Origin of the sequence: Kitasatospora phosalacinea, from assembly GCF_000716545.1 — a bacterium.
Classification (GTDB): domain Bacteria; phylum Actinomycetota; class Actinomycetes; order Streptomycetales; family Streptomycetaceae; genus Kitasatospora; species Kitasatospora phosalacinea.
In genome coordinates, this window is record NZ_JNWZ01000040.1 from 1 (window position 1) to 17,910 (window position 17,910).

Below are 17,910 nucleotides of genomic sequence, written 5' to 3' on the forward strand. Positions count from 1 at the left end.
ACGGCATCGGCCTTGAACTCGTCTGAGTAGTCCTTCATCGCCATCGGCGGTGTTCTCGCTTCCTCCGGATCAAGCAGATCCAGTATCAGCGTGTCCACCCTTCAGGGCGAAGGCCCCTGGTCAGATCATCTGACCAGGCCCTCGACAACTGAGCCGCCTATGGGATTCGAACCCATGACCTACGCATTACGAGCCCGAGAGTGATCATGCTGGCTGCTGTCGGCATCGATCACTTGGTGATGAACCCCCAGGTCAGAACGTTGCGCCGTGATCCACGATCCCGCCCGAACCGGCACGTGCTGCCCCGTCCGCTCACGCATCGCTCACGCATCGATGTTCGGCAAGCAGACGGCCTCGCCAAGACCTCACCACGGGGCACCCCCTCTCTCCTAGGCTAGGACGAACGGCGGGGCCCATGCCCCGCCCACAGCTGCACCCGCAAGGCGCGGAGTCGGCATCGTTCTTCGGTGGGGTGAGTCAGTGGCATACCCGGTCCAGGTGCGCAATCTCAGGCGACAACTCAGTGAGCGGTTTCGACCGTTGATCGACATGTCGGACTGGGGAGGTCGACCCGACGAGGAACAATCGTTCCTGAGCCGAGCGGTGGCCGCGCTAGCCGTAAAGCTAGAGACTTCATCATCGGATGAAGAAGCCGCTCGGTCCGTGATCGATTGCGAGACTGATCGCGGCATCGATGCGGTTGCCATTGAGCAACGGGGGGAGCGGCACCATGTGACCTTGGTACAAGCGAAATGGAGCGAAAAGGGAGAAGCCGGGTTCGGTGAAGCAGACGTTTCTGCCGTCATTCGAGGCCTCGACTATCTTCTAGAGCTAGAGTTTCATCGCTTCGGTAGCAAAATCGACCGACATGCAGCGGCTATCGAGTCCGCCTTGAATAGCCCCTCCCCAAAAGTAACGCTGGTGCTAGCCCTGGTTACTGGCACCGATCTTCACCCCAACACCCGAGCGCTTCTCGAAGAAGAAATCGGGAAGCACAACCTGGATGACGATCTCGTGGACTACAAGATCGTAAATCTCCGCGACCTGCATCGCGAGATCCTTGGCGAACATGCCGAGCGGAAGGTTGATCTCGATATCCAGGTCCACGGCGTGGGGCGGGTCACAGATCCATTTCTCGCTTACTACGGCACCGTCTCAACTGAGGAGGTTTCCTCGTGGTATGGCCAGCACGGACGCCACCTTACCGCCCGGAATATTCGCGATGCCCTCGATATTAGCGATGTCAATGACAAGATCCGGACCACCCTGATCAAAGAACCGGAACACTTTTGGTATCTGAGCAACGGAATCACCCTGATTTGCGACAAGATCCGCAAGCACGGAAAGGGCTCCCCAACGGTTGGCGGGAGCGCCGGATTCCGTCTGGAGGGCGCAAGCGTAATCAATGGCGCACAGACGGTAAGCGCTGTCTATCGAGCGGTACAGCAGAAGCCAGGCAAGGCGGCTAGTGGTCGTGTACTGGTGCGGATCATATCCCTGGAAGATTCCCCCGAGGGATTCGGCGACCGAATCACTGTGGCAGCGAATACGCAAAACCCAACCGAAGAGCGCGACTTCCGCTCCCGTATGCCTGATCAGTTCGACCTGCGACATGAATTCGCTCTGTCACTTGGGCTTAGCTATGTGATCAAGCGCGGAGAGCCCGAACCGCCACCCGCGGACGGTTGCACGATGACAGAGGCTGCCCTTGCTTTGGCAGCTACACACCCCTCCCCAGAATTCGCGGCAAGAGCCAAGCGCGACGCCTCTACGCTCTGGGAGAATCGCTTCTACCGACCACTCTTCGGCAGCAGGCCAACTGCACACCGTGTGTGGCGATGTGTCCAACTCCTCCGATCAGTTCGACAAGCTCTCGCCGAGGAGCAGGAGAATCTGATAGGCCGCCTTGCTGGCGCTGCCGCTCATGGCGACCTTCTGCTTACTCATGTGCTCTTCCAAACGATGGATACGCAGGACATCGACTCTGAGAGCGCCGAGGCAAGGGAGGCTTGGAATTCTCGTCTCGCCGAGGTCAAGGAGCGAGTTAGGAAGGCACTGCCCTGGATGGTAGTTGTCATCGACGGTGCTTACGGCCGCAACAGCCAGCTGAGCACAACTGTACGCACTGTTGAACGCGCCGAGCTGGTAGCCAGGGGGCTATACCAGCGAGTCCTCAGACAAGAAGAGCCACCGAGCGACTCTGAGTCGAGGGTTGATCAGGAGTCAGTCGGTGCGGCCGGCCAGCTGACCCGCGCAGTATGGGCGATTGTCGACGCTGGCGCAATTCAAGATGGAACCGTTCTAGAGTTCCGTCCGGTCACCGCCCCCGAGCGCAGGCAGATGCCTCAGTGGATCGAAGAGCAGCCGTTGCGGGCCAAGGCTGTTTGGCAGAACAACAAGAGCAGGCCCCTAATCTGGAGCGCTGATGGCATGGCGTACGCGCCGTCAACACTCGTACGCTCAATGCGAAGAGAAGCGATGGGAAACGACCAGCAAGTACAAGGTACTCGGTACTGGTACATCGCTGGCAAGGGATCGCTCGTCGATATTGCCCGGGAAGTTAGAGAGGACCTAGGGTCAATCTCGCAGGAAGGTTGATCCGCCTCAAAATTCGAACCATTCTGGCTGTCAGCATCGCAATTTCACCCTGAACAGCGATCCCAACGGCCGCCATTAATTTTCATTGCCCAGCTTTAAATGATTCACTCCATTCCGACCTGGAGGCCAGCTTTTCGACTGGCCTCCAAGTCGGATCTCAATCACAGATACTGCCTAGTAATTCAAGCACTCGAGATTCCCGCAAGTCTCTGCTGAATAATCAGATGGCTTGAGTCAAAGCGACTATCTCCGATTCAAGCAAATTAATTGCACGACTTTCCGCCTTGCTTGCCTCCGCAAAGTCTTCCCAGCATTCGCTAGCGGAGCCACCAAACAGGTCGTCTACCGGGGGGAGAATAACTTCTCCGAGATCTGATGGATTCACCGCATCCACGACGGAGCCAGCGGAGCATGCCTTTACTTGCATCTGAATCTGAGGAGCAGCGAATGCAAGGTAAAGCCAACCAGAATTAATTCCAGGATTCGGCTGGACTCGCATCACATGGTTGTTCGCAAGCCAGCCAGATCTGTCCGATGCAATGAGGGCCGGCTGGGCGATCCGTTCTTCAGCACGCCCCTCCGCGCCGAATGCAATCATCCCCTCCGCCAATTCATAGCCAGAGAACTCGAACGACCGGCCAGCGATGTACCTGAGGTTGACTGGCAGCGATTGGAGTAGCTGGCGACCGGAAACGATCGGTCGTCCATGCTCGGCCTCAACATAGTATCGCCGGTACCGACCTGGGATGAATGACTCTGCAACGTCCCTGACGCGAACCCCGCCGATCTCCTTGAGTGCGGCTCGGATTTCGGCTACAGCCGGATCATGAAATGCGGCGTCGAGGCGTCCGTTCAGCCCTCCGGCCTTGAGCGTCCACCCCTCGGAGCGCTGCTTTCCGATCGCTGGATCTGGCAGTTTTGCCGAAAAGTCTTGCATGAGCCGGTCGAGCCGGATCCGTGCGCGCTCGCGCAGCTCAGTCGCGTACCGCATGAGATCGGATACCTCACGCTGCACCGACCGTACGAATGGAATCGAGATCCCTGCTACTTGGTCCACGGTGATGTGGTCAATGACCGACCCGCTCAGGTCACCTCGGAGCAAGTGCTGGCCGGTAGGGGTCCGCAGGAAAGCGAGCGTGTAGAAGCGATCGATCTGGTCGTCGATCGACACGCGAATCATGTCATGGGAAAGGGCAAACTTGGCGAGGTGAGCATCGGCGATAGCCAGCGGGCCAAGGTTCCGCCCGGAGCAACTCTGTAGTAGATCTCCTGCTCTGATCAGATAATTATCGAGATTTTCCGTGCGGCCGCGCGATAGTCTGTCCGCCTCGAACGGGAGGTAATCAAACACATCGTAGGGGCGCAGGTAGGAGACAAATTCTTCGCCGTCCGCAGCATAGGTCCGCTTGAATCGCCCTGGTGCGCGAACGTTGGCGTAATCACCCAGCGTCTTCAGCTCGACATCGGCAAGACCCGCAAGAGCGCCTCGGATCATCACGGCCGGCGCCGTGTGGTACCTGGCATCCAGCCTGCTGCTGTTGAGCAGTTCTCCAGCTCTGGTCGAAGTGACGATCATCGCTGCTCACTCAGCCAACGGAGGTAGGCGGTAGCGACCTCGGGCAACTCGTCATCGACCTGGCGCTCAGTCACCTTGATGTCGCGCAGAATCTCCGCACCAGTCGCCTGGTCAATCTCGACCACCGTCTCGGTGCGGCTGACCAATGCGTCCTGCCCGTCAGCCGTGCGTCGGTAGATTACGTTGCCTCGCTTGTCATGACCGACCTTGTCTGCGACGGCCATGAACAGCGGGTAGTCGAGACCGGTCGCTTCTGCTTCAGCGACCTCGTCCGCGCTCAGCCTGCGCATAAGGACCATCGACGTCTGGGTGTCGTTCTTGGGCTGGAACAGATCTCGGTGCATGTCAATCACTGCGAGGATCTGTGCGTGCCGCAGAAGCCAGTGGCGGACGTACGTCAGGCCGGGGTTATTAAGGATGCCGTTGGGGATGACCATCGCCATTCGGCCAGTTCCCGGCTTGAGGAGCTGGAGGGCTCGCTCGATGAACAGGATCTCCGGCGGCTGCGACTTCTGGAGCACTGCATTCCCAGAGCGGTCCCGCCGGATCGCCCAGTTGCCATCCCCATCCTGGTCCCACACTGCGGCGAGATCGTACTGCGCCAGAGTGTCCGCATCATCAACAGGGAGCTTGGTCCCGAACGGCGGGTTGGAGACGATAACATCGATGGACCCGAGCGGAATAGCCTGGCGGAGTTCAGGTCGCCATTTGTGCGGATTCTCCAGTGTATTCGCCTGCCACAGTCCGCCAGAGCCGTCATTATTCATGACCATGTTCATCTTCGCAGCCCGCACGAGTGCCGGATTAAGATCGATCCCAAACAGGCACTGCGAGAGGTATTCCTGACGGCGGCGGAACAACTCTTCCCGTTCGACATCGGTTCCATTGGAAGGGTCGAACCATTCCGCACGTTCGGCGCGCTCAATGTGCTCGAGGGCGTGGTTCATCGCGGTGATAAGAAATCCGCCGGTCCCGCACGAAGGGTCGAGAACCCTGTCGCCAGGCTGCGGATTGATCATTGCTACAGCCATGCGACAGGCATTCCGAGGCGTGAAAAACTCGCCACGGTCTCCGCGAAGGTTTGAGCCTACGATCTCCTCGTATGCGACGCCCTTGACATCAACTGGCGAGGCGAGGAGCGAATAGCCCTGCAGCTCTGTTACGACGTACGCGACAACGGATGGGCTGAGGTCGATGTCAAGGTCTCTAGCTTCGAAGATCGTCGGATACTTCTTGACGACCTTCTGGGTGAAGAGGTTCTGAATTCTTTTCTTCGCCGCTGTTGCGACGGATGCATTCTCCCGCTCGCTTGGCGTCGCATAGAAGTTGAGAGCCTGGGACCGCTCATCCTCGATCTTTGTGAAGATTAGCTTGAGCAGCTCCCAGAAAGCGTCGGTCTTCTGCTTTCCCTCATGGGCCGCAATGTAGTTGTGGCATCGCCGAAAAGCGAACAAGAGGTTATCGGCAGTTGCAACCTTCAGGTTGCGCCGCTTGGGTCGCTGAGCGTCTTCCTCGGTTTGCCCAAAAGCAGGGATATCGATGATCTCATCGAAGGTCCAGCCACCCTTGCCGTTCGAACGCTTGGCGTAGCAAAATCGGTCGTCGCCGTTCGTCCACATCCCGTATTTTACATTGAGACAAGAGGCCATGTAAGACTGAAGCTGACCAATGCCTTCAGTCTTATGGGTGGGCTTGACGTCTGCCTTCTTGGTCTCAACTACCAGGAAGGCGTTGGCCTGAGTGTGCTCCGATCCAGGCTCGAAGACCACGATGTCCACGCGCTTCCGCGCAGAACCTACCTTTATGGCGAACTCGGGTTCGCAGTCCTTCGCCGGATACTTGTACTGCCTGACGAGAGCTTTCTCGATGTTCTGCCGGACATACTCCTCAGGTGTGTCCCCAACCAACTTTCCGGTGAGGAAGTCCGTCACCTTCCCCTCCGGGACCGACCCGATGGGGACGACCGTTGGGCTAGTTGGAAGGGCAGGCGCAGGCATGCAGTGTCCTTGAGGGGTGAGATGTCATCCGTCCGGGGCAGCCTATGCGATCCTGCGGCCGGAGGTGGTGATGCTCGGGTGTTACCCAGGCTGAGACGTATGTCAGCGCCTCCGCGTCGCCTCTAGCTGCAGCGCCATCCCTGCCCACGACACGGAGCAAGCATCGGTCGAGCGCACCAGGAAAACGTTCAGCCGCCACACCGGACGTGAGTAATCTCTCCATACAAGCGTTCAGTCAGGTGATCAGCGGAGAGGACCTGTCGGATCCAGACCCACCTGCGTGGCCAGGCTCCACAAGATCCGCTTTGGCCCCGGGCCTTCCGAACCTGCTCAGACCCACCGCTCTTGCAGTCCGATCAGTACCCGCCCGATCAGCAGCGGATCGGTAGCCGCAACGGGCAGCCATCACGTTGGCCAGCGTCTGCTTGTTCGTGATCCATTCCGTGTCGCCGGCGGAGACCGAACGCTGAACAGCTTCGAAGACGGCTTCGTCGGCCGCAACGGGCTTGGCCAGGTGTGCCCGCATGTATTGCTTGAAGAGCGCGGAGAGCTGATCCGGCCGGGTGCCGGACTTGGACCTCAGGGAGAAGATCGGGAGGTACCACCCTTCGAAGCCGTCCTTGATCTCTTGGGTGGCTCGGTACGCCTCGTGCAACGGCTGCAGGCTTGCCGTGTGGTCGTAGGGAAGGTGGCCGTGTAGGGCGTACTGAAGCCGGGTGCCGTCGTGTTGGCGGAAGTGCTGGCCATGGGCGGCGATGTGGTTGGCCGCGTTCTCGGTGATAGTCATGACGGCCGTGTCCGCTTCGCGCCGCCGGGCTGCGGCAAGGACGGTGGCGTGGATGCCGACGCGCGGGTCGAGGATAAGGCCGTTGAGGCCGAGAGGTGAGAGGTCGATGCCGTGGTCGCGGGTTCGGGAGAGGATCAGGCGCTGGGCGACGTTGCCGGCGGTGTGCTGGAGGTGCTTGGGTTGCTGGCGGTGGCTGGCGTGGATGTCTGAGCGGTCAAGGACGGGGCGGTCCTTCGCGAGTTCGGCGACGAGGTAGAGACCCGTGCGGTCCTCGATGTCGGTGCTGGCACAGGCGTTGCAGGGGTGGCCGCCGGTGCCGGTCATGTGACCGCAGGCCCCGCAGGTGGGGACTGTCTCGCGGCTGATGGTGAGGGTGCCGGCACGGAGGTTGTTCTCGATCATCTCCAGCGCGAGGTCGGCGACCTCGGTGTCGGTGTCGGTCATGATGCCTCCCGCTGGGGACTGTCCGGGCGGGTACTTACCGGCTATCAGATCGGCCTCGAAGCGCTGGCGGGGGATCTTCGGGCCGTCGGCCTCGCGGTGACGGAGATCTCCGGCGAGGGTGACGGTGTTCCACAGGTGCGGTGCGGGCGGTAAGCCGAGGATGGCATTGAGGGCGGCGGCAAGGCGGATGCCGACGGCCTTGCCTGGGCGGGTGGCGAAGGTGAAGGGTCCGTTCTGGACGGGCCCGTTGAGGAACAGGTGTCGCACGAGCTCTCCTAGATCGGCGGGGTGGTGGTTCCCGTCCGGGTAAACCGGCCGTCGTGCAGCTCGTAATGGAGGATCGCGGCGTTGGGCATCTTGCCCTTCTGCTCCTCGGCGAGGATCTCGGGCAGGGTGCGGATCTCGAGCAGGGATCGGAGCGCCACCGCGGCGGTCTGGTGGGTGAAGGCGACGACGGTGCGGGCTCCCTGGATCTCGGCCTGGACAAGGGCTGCGAACTCGGCGCCTCGGTTGAGCACACCCTCGGCGAGCGACTCGCCGCCGCCCGGTGCGGTCCAGATGTGCTTCCGCAGGCGGCGGTCCTCGGCGAGTGCGGGGTAGCTGTTGTACAGCTCGCGCTTGGTCATGTAGGTGGCGTCGCCGTAGTGCTGCTCGTCCAGGAGCGCGGTCTGCTGGGGCCAGCCGTCGGGGAGGGCGGGCAAGGCGATCGCCGCGGTGTCGATCGCCCTGCGGTAGGTCGAGGTGTAGACGCGCGGCTCGGGGCCCACGAGCTGTAGGAGGACCTCGGCGAGCCACTGGGCCTGCCGGAAGCCTCGCGGGGTCAGGCCGACGATGGTGCGGGAGATGGCGTGCGCGGCGGTTCCGCTGTAGGGGCGGGGGTCCTGGTAGAAGCCGTTGTACTTGTCGACGTTCTCGACGGACTCGGCGTGTCGGATGACGAGCAGGGGCAAGACGAGGCTCCTATCCGGCGAGGTTGGCGACGTAGGAACCGCTGACGGTCCAGGGGGTGAGTTCGATGCCGAAGCCGCTGTGTTCGCCGTCCTGGGTGTGGACGAGCTTGCCGGACAGGTGCACGGTGTCGCCGGACCTGAAGGCGCCGGTGTAAGCACCGAGATACGAGCGCATGTGGGTGATCCGGCGGGCGAAGGAGTCGGCCTCGTCGATGGTCGAGCTGAGGATGGTCTTGACCTTGATCCCGTAAACGGCCGGGGTGGTGAGACCCTCGGTGTGGTCGGTGATCTTGGCGAGGAGTGAGATCTCGCCGATCTCCTTGGAGGAGATCCGGGCAAAGGTCTTGTCGCGGTCGGAGCGGATGGGTTCGCAGTTGATGTGCGCGCCAGCGTTGGCGGTGAGCCCTTGGAGCTTGCGGCGTTCCTGCTTGATGAGGGCGTCGAAGGAGCTTCCCTCCATGTACTTGGCACGGCGGATGTACAGCCGGGTGAGGTCGTCCCCGTCGTACGGACGGATCAGGTCGGTCTGTTGGAAGAGCTCCTGGGCAGCCTGGTAGCCCTCGGGTCCGTAGCAGACGAGGTCGATGTCGGAGCGCTCGTTGAAGCAGCCGACGAGGAAGGAGCCGGTGACGCCGATCAGGCCCTGGGCGTCGTTAGCGGTGATCCACTCGGTGATCGCCAGAAGGTCCTTGCCGGCCGGGTTGTCGGCGACCGCGCCGGGGTCCTCGTGGATGGCGGCGAGGGCCTGGCGGCAGGAGTAGTGGACGGCCACGTCCTCGCGCGGGATGCCGGTGATGACGCAGCCGAGGGTGTCGGAGTAGACGTAGCACTCCGGCCTGCCGGCGAGGATGCCGAAGGACTTCGACACGACGCTGTTCTGCCGGTAGGTCCGGTCGAAGAGCCGCCGGTCGCCTTTCTCATCGGGGTGGTACTTGACGTAGCCGAGGTAGTGGCTGCCGGGGTGGCTGTCGCCGATGACCTTGAAGACGACGCCGTGGTGGTCCATCAGGTAGTCACGGTCGCGAACGGTGGGAACCGGCCTACCGGTGTTCAGCGGTGAACCGTTCCAGAGTGGGGAAGGTGCCGGTGTCGATCGTGTTGGACGACTCATACTGATCAAGTCCCATCGTGAAGAGGGTGCGGCGGTACTGCCACTTGATGTGCTTGTCGTGCCGTGTGGGGTCGGTGGGCCGCATGAGGGCGAGGAAGAAGAAGCACTTGACGAGCAGGAAGTCGCCCAGGTGCTCGCTCACCCGCTGCCCGATCAGGGATGCGGTGGTCTCGTCGAGTGCGCCGGTGTAGGCGGCGCGCTGTTCCGGGGTGATCGTGTAGCCCTTGCCGCCGCCCTTGAAGGCCACTATGTCGAGCGCGGGGTAGACGTCGTAGCCGAGCGGGACCGGTCCGTGGTGCTGCCAGTCGATGACCCCGGCCTGGAGGACGTTGGGCAGGCCGTAGTCCAAGTTCCCGTGCACCATCGGGAGCTGGGCCAGCCGGTCGAGGGCGTGCTTGACCACCTCTCGGACGCGCGGGATGTCGAAGTCAGGGTTCTCCTCGAAGACCTCGGCCGCGAAGGCCGCCTTCTCGAACCACGGCGTGGCGGGGAGGGGGTGCCTCGCCTGGGCCTGCAGGAGCTTGGATGCGACGGCCGCCGCCTTGGTGATCACCTGGTAGCTGACCTGACCGTTCTGCCTAGCGTCGGCCAGCGCCTCCTCGTGCAGTGAGCTGTCACCGATGGCGCGCTCGACGGCGAAGTAGCGCCCGTCCTCCGAGCCACTGTCAACGATCTCCGGCACCGGGTAACCAAGGCCGGCAACCAGTTGCTGGAACTCGCCCTCCGCCCGCAGATCCTCGCCACCGGTCCGCTTGTAGAGCAGGCCATCGGTCGACCTCCACACCGCGCCTTCGGTGGCGGTCCTGTCCTTCACGAACTCCCAGTCACTCATCCATCCATCCTTTCGCAGAGCCGAGTTGACCTGGGGCAAGCACGACTGTGGGCGGGTTGCGCGGCATCGGGCCAGCCGTTCCTGAGGGGGCCACCAGTGCTGTCGCGGCCCGGTCGGTGTACCTGCATCGGCACGACCAAAATCAGACGGACAATGCTGCGCTCGACCTCTTGTACGCCCAGCCGTGCCCGGTCGCAGTAGTCGGGTCTTCGAGCGGGTGGACCTACTAGGGAAGGAACGATCAACCGCCACGACGGTGGCGCCCCAGTCGCCCGCCCAGAGGCTTGAAGCTCCGATCAGATTCAGGAAGCGACGCAAGCTGAGACGGCTCGTCGCTGAGCAGGATCGAGCGCCAGACCCGCTCCTGAAGTTCCCGGATGCACGGGCCGCAGGCGTACATAGGTGCCTGGGCTCCCGCCACGCTCACGGGACCGATCCACAGCACTCGGGTCCACTGCTGACCGCAGTAGAGCCAGCAGAAGCCGTCCACCCACTGGTTTCCATCGTCGGTGGCCGCTGGGGCAGGCCGACCGCCCCGGGCGAAGTCGGTGATTCCTGGGATCACTCGGTGTGGCACGACCAGTTCCGTCAGCACAGCTCAGCTCTCGGCCGCCGTGGGCACCGATCCGGTCTTGTCCGTGTCGGCGAACAGAAGGGTGGGCTCGGCGAGGATGTTGCGGCCGGCCTCGCTCTTGTAGATCTCGTCCACGCTGCCGAACCGGGCCTTGGAGTAGTCGAGGTCGAGCAGGGCCGCGGCCTGGCGGACCGACGCCTCGTCGGGTCCCTCGATCTCGACGAAGGTCGGCAGGTCGGGCCAGGTGTCGAAGTCGAAGACGACCTCGCCCAGGCGCCACTCCTCGCGGTAGTTCTCCTGGTAGCGGACCTCACGCAGGCCGACGCGGCGGAGGATCTCGGCCGTGGCGTGGAGGTCGGCGACCTCGGTGTCGATCTCCGTGGTGCCGTCGATCGTGGTCGCGTCGGTGACCTGCTTGAGCGTGAGGGTCGAGCGGGTGCCCTCGTCGCGCAGCCGGACCCACTGGTTGCTGTCGAAGGCGTCGTTCTCGAAGATCTTGCGGGTGAGGAGGGTGCGTGGGAACACCCGAACGGCACCCAGGGCCGCCAGCAGGAGGCCCATGCGGTGGGTGTGGTCCTGAAGCCGGCCGACGTGGGCCCGCTCGGTGAACTCGCCGGTCCTCAGCGTCAGCAGGATGGTCCAGGCGCTGGTGAAGTGGCGGCTGAGCCTCTCCGGGGAGGTGTAGTGCTCGATGAGGTGGTGGCGCTGGTCGACGGGCATCATGAACTCCGCACCGAACAGGCCGTTGGGACGTACGAGGAGCTGCATGCGGGCGATGAACTCGGCGAGCGGGCGATGGTGGTTGGCGCTGTAGTGCCACGAACAGCTCGTCCAGACCGCGTCGCAGAGGGTGCCGAGGGGCTCAGCGTCGAGGAAGTCCTGGTCGACCACTCGCACCCGGTCGTAGAGCTCTTCGAGCTTGAGGCGGTCGATCAGCCCCATCGCGTGAGCGTCGACCTCACCTGGAAGTCGGACCTCGCCGCCGTGAAGGGCCTGCGGGTCGCGTTCGAAGGCGACGACCCGGTAGCCGGCGGCGGCCAGCGGCAGGACCAGTCTGCCGTCGGCGGCCCCGATGACCGCGACCGTGCCCTCAGGTGCGACCCGTTCCTTGAGCGCGGCGAGGAACTGGGGGAAGAACGTGAGCGTGTGCTCCCACAGGCTCTGTGTCTGCACGGTTCTGGGCTCCTTGAGGGGCGGTGGCGAGAATGGCTCGGACGACCTGCTTGGGTTCGAGCCCGGTGGTGTCGACCTGGTGCATCGGGAACCGGGCGTAGGCGGCGGTGATTCGTTCGGCGATGTCCTCGCCGAGCGTGTCCCAGGGAGACACGGGCTTCTGCCGGCCGGCCAGGCGGCGTTGACGTTCGTTCTCGGTGCAGACCAACTGGTAGGTGACCGGCTGAGGCAGGTCGGGCGGCAGGGCGATGCCCAGACGGGAGCCGAATGCCTGGTGATTGGCCAGGCATCGGGCGAAGTAGCTCTCCACCACGACGAGGATGCCCGCGTCCAGGCAGCTCTGGATCTCGTCGATGGCCGTGAACAGTGCGGAGAGGTAGAAGCACAGCCGGGCCTCGGTGTTCTCCCGGCGGTCGATCTCCGGTCGGAGCTGCTGGTAGAGGAGCGGGACGGTGGGGACCAGAACGGCACCCTGGGCTGCGGCGAGCAGTGGTGCGATGGTCGACTTGCCGGTGCCGCGCAGCCCTTCGAGGCATTCGAAGAGGGGACCGTCAGGCACGGCCGTACACCACGTCGGGTACGGCGAGCGTGAGTTCGTCCGTGGTGGACGGCCGATGGTGGATGCGGTCCGTGAGCTTGTCGTACGAGAAGGCGTGGAAGTCCTTGCCGACCGCCTTGCAGGACATGGTGAGTGCTCCGCGCGGGTCGACCTCGATCCGCTCGATCTCACGCAGGCCGGCGGCGGGAGCGCCGGTCTCCGGGGCACCGTCGACGGACAGGTCCTCGTCGACGACGATCTCGATGGCCAGGTCGGCGGCCTGGAGCTGTTCGCGCAGGCGGGCGTAGGCCGTGGGGTCGGTGACGAGGAGCTCGGGGTGGTCAGCGGCATTGCCGACCGACCGCAGGCAGTGCAGCTTCAACTGCCGTGCGCCGAAGTCCTGGAGGGTGCGGGCCAGCGGCAGCACCTCGTGGATGTTGCGGGAGGTGACCGTCAGGGTGGCTCCGGTATGGACCCCGAGTTCCCGCGCCCGGCTGAGCGCGCTGAGCGCGCCCTGGTAACTGCCGGCCTTGCGGATCTGGTCGTTGGTCGCGCCGATCCCCTCCAGCGAAACCCGCAGGAAGTCGAGGTACGGAGCGATCTCGGTGAGGCGGCGCTCGATGCGGTAGCCGTTGGTGCAGATCTCGACCTGCAGGCCCAGTTGCTGCTTGGCGTAGCGGACCACCTGCGGCAGGTCCTTGTGAAGGAACGGCTCCCCACCGAGCAGGGTGACCGCCTCGGTGCCGTAGCGGTGGTGCATGAGGGTGAGGAGGTTGATCGCCTCCTGGAGACTGAACGCATCGGCGCGTTGCAGCCGCTCACCGTGGAAGCAGTGCAGGCAGGTGAAGTTGCAGCGGTACAGCAGTTGTAGGTACAGCATCCGGATCCTGCGGACGCCGGTGACTTCCTCGATCACGTGGACCCCCTCGGCCGATTGGCTGCTGGAGACCCGATGGTTGCGCAGTGCGCGAGGACCGCGTCACCGCGTACTTGGACGATTCAGGGACGTCCTGGGACGTTTTCCAGTAGTTCGAGGAGACCGGCCGTGTCCGACAGGTTCGGCAGCACCACCGGAGCGCCTGCCGCCTCCAGCTCGGCCCGGCTGTGGATGCCGGAGGCGACCGCGATGATCCCGGAGCCTGTGGTGAGGGCTGCCTCGACGTCCCGCGGCGTGTCGCCCACCAGGACGACCGGAACGTCACCGGGTAGCCCGCGGTAGCGCTGGACGCGCTGGCGGGCGACGGCGACCAGGTCGGGACGCTGTTCTGCGTCAGCGCCGTAGGCCCCGACAGCGAGATCCAGCAGCGGATCGAGGCCGAAAGCCGACAGCTTCACGCGCGCGTTCGCCGCGATGTTGCCGGTCAGCACCGAGGAGACCCATTCGGCCCGGGACGAAACGGCTTCTAGGGCATCGAGCGCACCCGGGAGCGCTGTCCCGCGCCGGCGCAGTTGACCCAGACGTTCCTCGCCGGATCGGGTGAGGGCGGCCTCGACGATCGACCAATCAGGCTCCGGGAGACCGTGTCGATAGAACATGTCGCGCATGATCAGACGGTCGGTACGGCCCTCCGTCGATGCTCCCACGGTTGGTGGGATGCCGGACAGCATGGTGAACGCGGCGGCGTAGATCTCCTTGCTCACCCCGGCGTTCTCGATGAGCGTGTGGTCGATGTCCCACAGGACGATGAGCTGCATGTCGCCAGCGTAAGCATTTTGTTGGACCGTCAGCTCCGACAGAGCGCCTCCCACGTCCTTGCACGACCGCGCTCCACTCAGCTTGTATGGCCTCCGTGAACGAGCGACTTCACTCCGTACTCGCCCAGCGAGGTGTCACACCCGAGGCGGTCGCCGAAGCTTGCGAAGTAGACCCCAAGACCGTCGGTCGCTGGCTCGGCGGGCGCGTGCCCCACCCGAGGCACCGCTTCCGCGTCGCTCGGTTCCTGCGGGTGGAGGAGACCTTCCTCTGGCCGGACCCGCAGCCCCGTACAGGCAGGCGGCCGGGCGGATCAGGCACTGAACTCGTCGGCACCTACCAGAACCGGGCCAGTGTGCCCCGCGAGACCTGGCTGACCCTGTTGCAGGAGGCTCGGCAGCAGATCGACGTACTCGTCTTCTCCGGGACGTTCTTCGCGCAGTCCAACCCACACGTCGCCAAGATGCTCGCCGAGCGAGCTGCCGACGGCGTTCGGGTTCGGCTGTGCTTCGGCAACCCGAGCGGGCACACCGCCGCCGTCCGGGGCCGGGAGGAAGGCATCGGCGACACCCTCGCCGCCAAGATCCGCGCCTCCCTGACCTACTACCGCTCCCTGCTCACGGAGGATGGGTGCGAGGTGAGGCTCCACGACACCACGCTGTACAACTCCCTCTTCCGCTACGACGACAACCTGCTGGTCAACCCCCACATCTACGGCCAGCCGGCCAGCGCCAACCCCCTGCTCCACCTCAAGCGGGTGGACACCACCGGCTGGTTCGACAACTACGTTCAGAGCTTCGAAGCAGTCTGGGCTCGAGCGCGGCCCTGGACGCCCGACCAGGAGGGGATCGCCACACATGGGTAGGACTGAGTACTACAACGACCCGAACGCACCCAAGGCCAACACCCTCATCCCGGCCAGCAACCTGCTCGTCGTCGACGACTCCGGCGCCGTCCTGTTGCAGCGCCGCCGCGACACGGGCCAGTGGGCACTGCCCGGCGGAGCCCAGGACATCGGGGAGACCGCCGCCCAGTGCGCGGTCCGCGAGTGCCTCGAGGAGACCGGCATCGTCGCCGAGATCACCGGCTTCCTCGGCGTCTACACCAACCCCCACCACATCGTCGCCTACACCGACGGCGAGATCCGCCAGCAGTACGAGAACACCTACATCGGCCGCCCCGTCGGCGGCGAACCAACGATCAACGACGAGGCCGACGGCGTCCGCTTCGTCCGGCCCGCCGACCTCGACCAGTACGACATCCACCCCAGCATGCGCCAGCAGATCAGCGACTACCTAGCGGGCACCTACCCCTACCTGGGCTGAACCGCCAACGCCGCCTCCACCCGCGCCACGGCCGCGAAGATCTCCGGCGACGCCCGGCGGATGAACCGCCCCACCACGCTCTCCGCCCCGTAGCGGCCGAGGATCTCCGCCACGCGCGCCTCGGCCGCGGTCGGGAGGCCGTCGGGCGTCGTCGTCATGTCGCACCACACCAGGGCGCCGACCAGGCGCTGGTCCTCCACCAACGGGAACTCGGCCTCCAGCACTTCCCGAAGGCCGCGTTCCTCGGCTTCGAGCAGCGCGAACGAGTGGTTCGCCACCAGCCGCGTGAGCTGATCGTCCGCCCCATGGGCGTCACGCAGGAACCGTGCGCCGTCGAGCGGGTGGAACCCCGTGTCCGCCAGCCTCGGCGCGTAGCCGACATCGTGCAGCAGAGCCGCGCGGACGAGGAGCCCGGCTTGCTGGCCGAGAACCTCTTGGAGGCGGCCGGCTCGCTCTGCCACGCCTTGCGTGTGCGCCCAGCGGCGGGGCAGCGGCTCAGCGAGCTCACTCCTCGCCACCGTCCTGGCCCAAGAAGTCGGTTCTTCGCTCATGCCTCGATGGCTTCCCCTGCCGACCACCGCTACGCATGGGACCGGACGATCTACGGCCAACCTTGAGGAGGTGCGGTGCGAGCTCCGTACGGCAAGCCGGGCCAGTGACAACGTCGTTGAGCACTTACAGACGATGGGGATCCTCCGAAACTCGGCGAGCCGCTTCACCCACGCCGCTACGATCCTCCTCACCCATCTGGCCACCTGAAGGAGCAGACGTGGCACAGCAGACTACGGAAGAACGCCCCGGCATTGCCGCCGCGATCGTGGTCCACGAAGGCCGCGTTCTGATGGTGAGACGGCGAGTGAGCGAGGGCCAGCTCTCCTGGCAGTTCCCGGCCGGTGAGATCGAGGCTGGGGAGTCGCCCGAGGAGGCGGCCGTGCGCGAGACCGCGGAGGAGACCGGGCTCGATGTGAGGGCGATCAAGCTGCTGGGTGAGCGCATGCATCCGAAGACCGGCCGCCTGATGTCGTACACGGCCTGCGAGGTCGTCAGCGGCACCGCTGACGTCGTGGATACAGACGAGCTGGACGCCCTCGCCTGGGTGACCCGCGCCCAGATCCCCGAGTACGTGCCGTACCGACTCTTCGAACCGGTGCAGGCGTACCTGACATCTTCCTCGATACCCGACCAAGGCTCTAGGCACGGTGTCCGAGATGCTCGGCCACTCCTCCATCAAGATCACATCAGACACCTGCGCCACGTCCTGCCCGACATCGCCAAGGGGCCGGCCGAGACCGATGCGGGGCCCTCAGCGGAAGGCTGCGGAGAGGATCGCGACCAAGGATTGATCCAAGATCAACAGCCACACTCACGCATCGCTCACGCAGGCGATCCCGTAGCGCCACGCCGACGCCTGCCCGCACGCCGGGGAACAACAAAAGGCCCAGGTCAGCGGCTATCTGACCTGGGCCTCCACTGAGCCGCCTATGGGATTCGAACCCATGACCTACGCATTACGAGTGCGTTGCTCTGGCCAACTGAGCTAAGGCGGCACCGCTGCCGGTGACCCGGCCCGCGAGGGCAAGGGTCGCATCGGCAACGCGCGCCAGTCTACACAGTTTCCGGGGGTGATCCGCACGCGGCCGCGGGTGGGCGGGGGTCAGGCGGAGGAGACGGCGAGCTTGGCGGCGAAGCCGGCGAAGAGGACGGCCACGGAGGAGGTGAGGCCGGCGGAGAGGCGCTTGCGGCGGCGGAAGGCGTTGGCGAGGGTGGTGCCGGTGAAGATCAGCAGGGAGAGGTAGAGGAAGGAGAAGACCTGCAGGACGCCGCCGAGGAGGGCGAAGGAGAGGACGGGGGCGCCGTAGGAGGGGTCGACGAACTGGGTGAAGAAGGAGAGCAGGAAGAGGATCGCCTTGGGGTTGAACAGGCTGATCACCAGCGCGCGGCGGAAGGGCCGTTCGCCGTCGGCGGCGGGGCCGTCCTCGGCGGGGGCCGCGGCCAGGGCGCGTTCGCGCCACATCCGGTGGGCGGCCCGGAGCATGCCGTAGCCGATCCACAGCAGGTAGGCGGCGCCGCCGAACTTGACCACCGCGAAGACCGCGGGGTTGGCCCGGAGCAGGGAGGCCGCGCCGAGGGAGGTGAGGCTGATCAGGGTGAGGTCGCCGAGGAAGACCCCGCAGGCCGCGCGGTAGCCGGTGCGGACGCCCTTGCGGGCGGCGACGGAGAGCACGTAGAGGGAGTTGGGTCCGGGCAGCAGGACGATGACCAGTGCGCCGAGGACGTAGGTGGCCAGGTCGTGGACTCCGAGCACTGCGGTT

The 17,910-nt window shown here is 64.5% G+C and carries 15 protein-coding genes, 1 tRNA gene and 1 pseudogene; 4 read left to right on the plus strand and 13 right to left on the minus strand.

All coding sequences use genetic code 11. The features are described from left to right. The first annotated feature begins 498 nt into the window (after positions 1 to 498). Positions 499 to 2,598 (plus strand): AIPR family protein, encoded by a 2,100-nt coding sequence (locus OO48_RS36445; RefSeq protein ID WP_157845497.1) that lies wholly within the window; start codon positions 499 to 501, stop codon positions 2,596 to 2,598. Between the two features lie 220 nt (positions 2,599 to 2,818). Here the strand turns inward: OO48_RS36445 and OO48_RS38425 are convergent, their stop codons facing one another. The 10 genes from OO48_RS38425 to OO48_RS20690 form a co-directional block, all read right to left on the minus strand. Beyond that, on the minus strand, positions 2,819 to 4,174 hold the full coding sequence (locus OO48_RS38425; RefSeq protein WP_157845498.1) for a restriction endonuclease subunit S domain-containing protein: 1,356 nt from the start codon (positions 4,172 to 4,174) through the stop codon (positions 2,819 to 2,821). Then, positions 4,171 to 6,105 (minus strand): type I restriction-modification system subunit M, encoded by a 1,935-nt coding sequence (locus OO48_RS20645; RefSeq protein WP_209439520.1) that lies wholly within the window; start codon positions 6,103 to 6,105, stop codon positions 4,171 to 4,173. Before OO48_RS20645 ends, OO48_RS38425 begins: the two co-directional genes overlap by 4 nt. Positions 6,106 to 6,406: 301 nt before the next feature. Beyond that, entirely contained in the window at positions 6,407 to 7,669 is a 1,263-nt protein-coding gene (locus OO48_RS20650; protein WP_051732371.1) for a hypothetical protein, read from the minus strand. Between the two features lie 8 nt (positions 7,670 to 7,677). Then, complete coding sequence (locus OO48_RS38430) at positions 7,678 to 8,352, minus strand: histidine phosphatase family protein (RefSeq protein ID WP_033218447.1); 675 nt, start codon at positions 8,350 to 8,352, stop codon at positions 7,678 to 7,680. Between the two features lie 10 nt (positions 8,353 to 8,362). Then, positions 8,363 to 9,358, minus strand: coding sequence for a nucleotidyltransferase domain-containing protein (locus OO48_RS38435; protein ID WP_033218448.1), 996 nt, complete (start codon positions 9,356 to 9,358; stop codon positions 8,363 to 8,365). A gap of 34 nt (positions 9,359 to 9,392) precedes the next feature. Continuing rightward, positions 9,393 to 10,295, minus strand: a complete 903-nt coding sequence (locus OO48_RS20665; RefSeq protein WP_033218450.1) for a phosphotransferase — start codon at positions 10,293 to 10,295, stop codon at positions 9,393 to 9,395. Positions 10,296 to 10,893: 598 nt separating this feature from the next. Next, positions 10,894 to 11,430, minus strand: a complete 537-nt coding sequence (locus tag OO48_RS39295) for a class IV adenylate cyclase (RefSeq protein WP_051732378.1) — start codon at positions 11,428 to 11,430, stop codon at positions 10,894 to 10,896. Positions 11,431 to 11,959: 529 nt separating this feature from the next. Next, positions 11,960 to 12,601, minus strand: coding sequence for a P-loop nucleotide/nucleoside kinase family protein (locus tag OO48_RS20680; protein ID WP_245194729.1), 642 nt, complete (start codon positions 12,599 to 12,601; stop codon positions 11,960 to 11,962). Further along, the gene (locus OO48_RS20685; RefSeq protein WP_033218452.1) at positions 12,594 to 13,496 is read right to left on the minus strand and encodes a radical SAM protein; all 903 of its coding nucleotides are present in this window, start codon (positions 13,494 to 13,496) and stop codon (positions 12,594 to 12,596) included. Before OO48_RS20685 ends, OO48_RS20680 begins: the two co-directional genes overlap by 8 nt. An 83-nt stretch (positions 13,497 to 13,579) precedes the next feature. Continuing rightward, entirely contained in the window at positions 13,580 to 14,275 is a 696-nt protein-coding gene (locus OO48_RS20690; RefSeq protein ID WP_033218454.1) for an HAD family hydrolase, read from the minus strand. A gap of 95 nt (positions 14,276 to 14,370) precedes the next feature. Between OO48_RS20690 and OO48_RS20695 the strand changes: the two genes are divergently transcribed. Next, a complete protein-coding gene (locus OO48_RS20695) occupies positions 14,371 to 15,138 on the plus strand; it encodes an XRE family transcriptional regulator (RefSeq protein ID WP_209439521.1) in 768 nt (255 codons plus the stop codon). Beyond that, positions 15,131 to 15,598 carry an NUDIX hydrolase gene (locus OO48_RS20700; protein ID WP_033218457.1) on the plus strand — a complete coding sequence of 156 codons (468 nt, stop codon included), beginning with the start codon at positions 15,131 to 15,133 and terminating at the stop codon, positions 15,596 to 15,598. The genes OO48_RS20695 and OO48_RS20700 overlap by 8 nt, the downstream gene beginning before the upstream one ends. Here OO48_RS20700 and OO48_RS20705 read toward each other — a convergent pair. Next, positions 15,586 to 16,149, minus strand: coding sequence for an HD domain-containing protein (locus tag OO48_RS20705; protein ID WP_033218458.1), 564 nt, complete (start codon positions 16,147 to 16,149; stop codon positions 15,586 to 15,588). The two genes, OO48_RS20700 and OO48_RS20705, sit on opposite strands and share 13 nt — an antisense overlap. Positions 16,150 to 16,367: 218 nt before the next feature. On the opposite strand from OO48_RS20705, the pseudogene OO48_RS39975 reads away from it, so the two are divergent. Then, positions 16,368 to 16,760, plus strand: a pseudogene (locus OO48_RS39975) (NUDIX hydrolase); the annotation flags it as partial. A gap of 311 nt (positions 16,761 to 17,071) precedes the next feature. On the opposite strand, the gene OO48_RS20715 reads toward OO48_RS39975, so the two are convergent. Both OO48_RS20715 and leuE read right to left on the minus strand, forming a co-directional pair. Then, positions 17,072 to 17,145 (minus strand) — tRNA-Thr (locus OO48_RS20715). Positions 17,146 to 17,252: 107 nt separating this feature from the next. Beyond that, the gene (gene leuE / locus OO48_RS20720; RefSeq protein WP_033218460.1) at positions 17,253 to 17,903 is read right to left on the minus strand and encodes a leucine efflux protein LeuE; all 651 of its coding nucleotides are present in this window, start codon (positions 17,901 to 17,903) and stop codon (positions 17,253 to 17,255) included. Between the last annotated feature and the right edge of the window lie 7 nt (positions 17,904 to 17,910).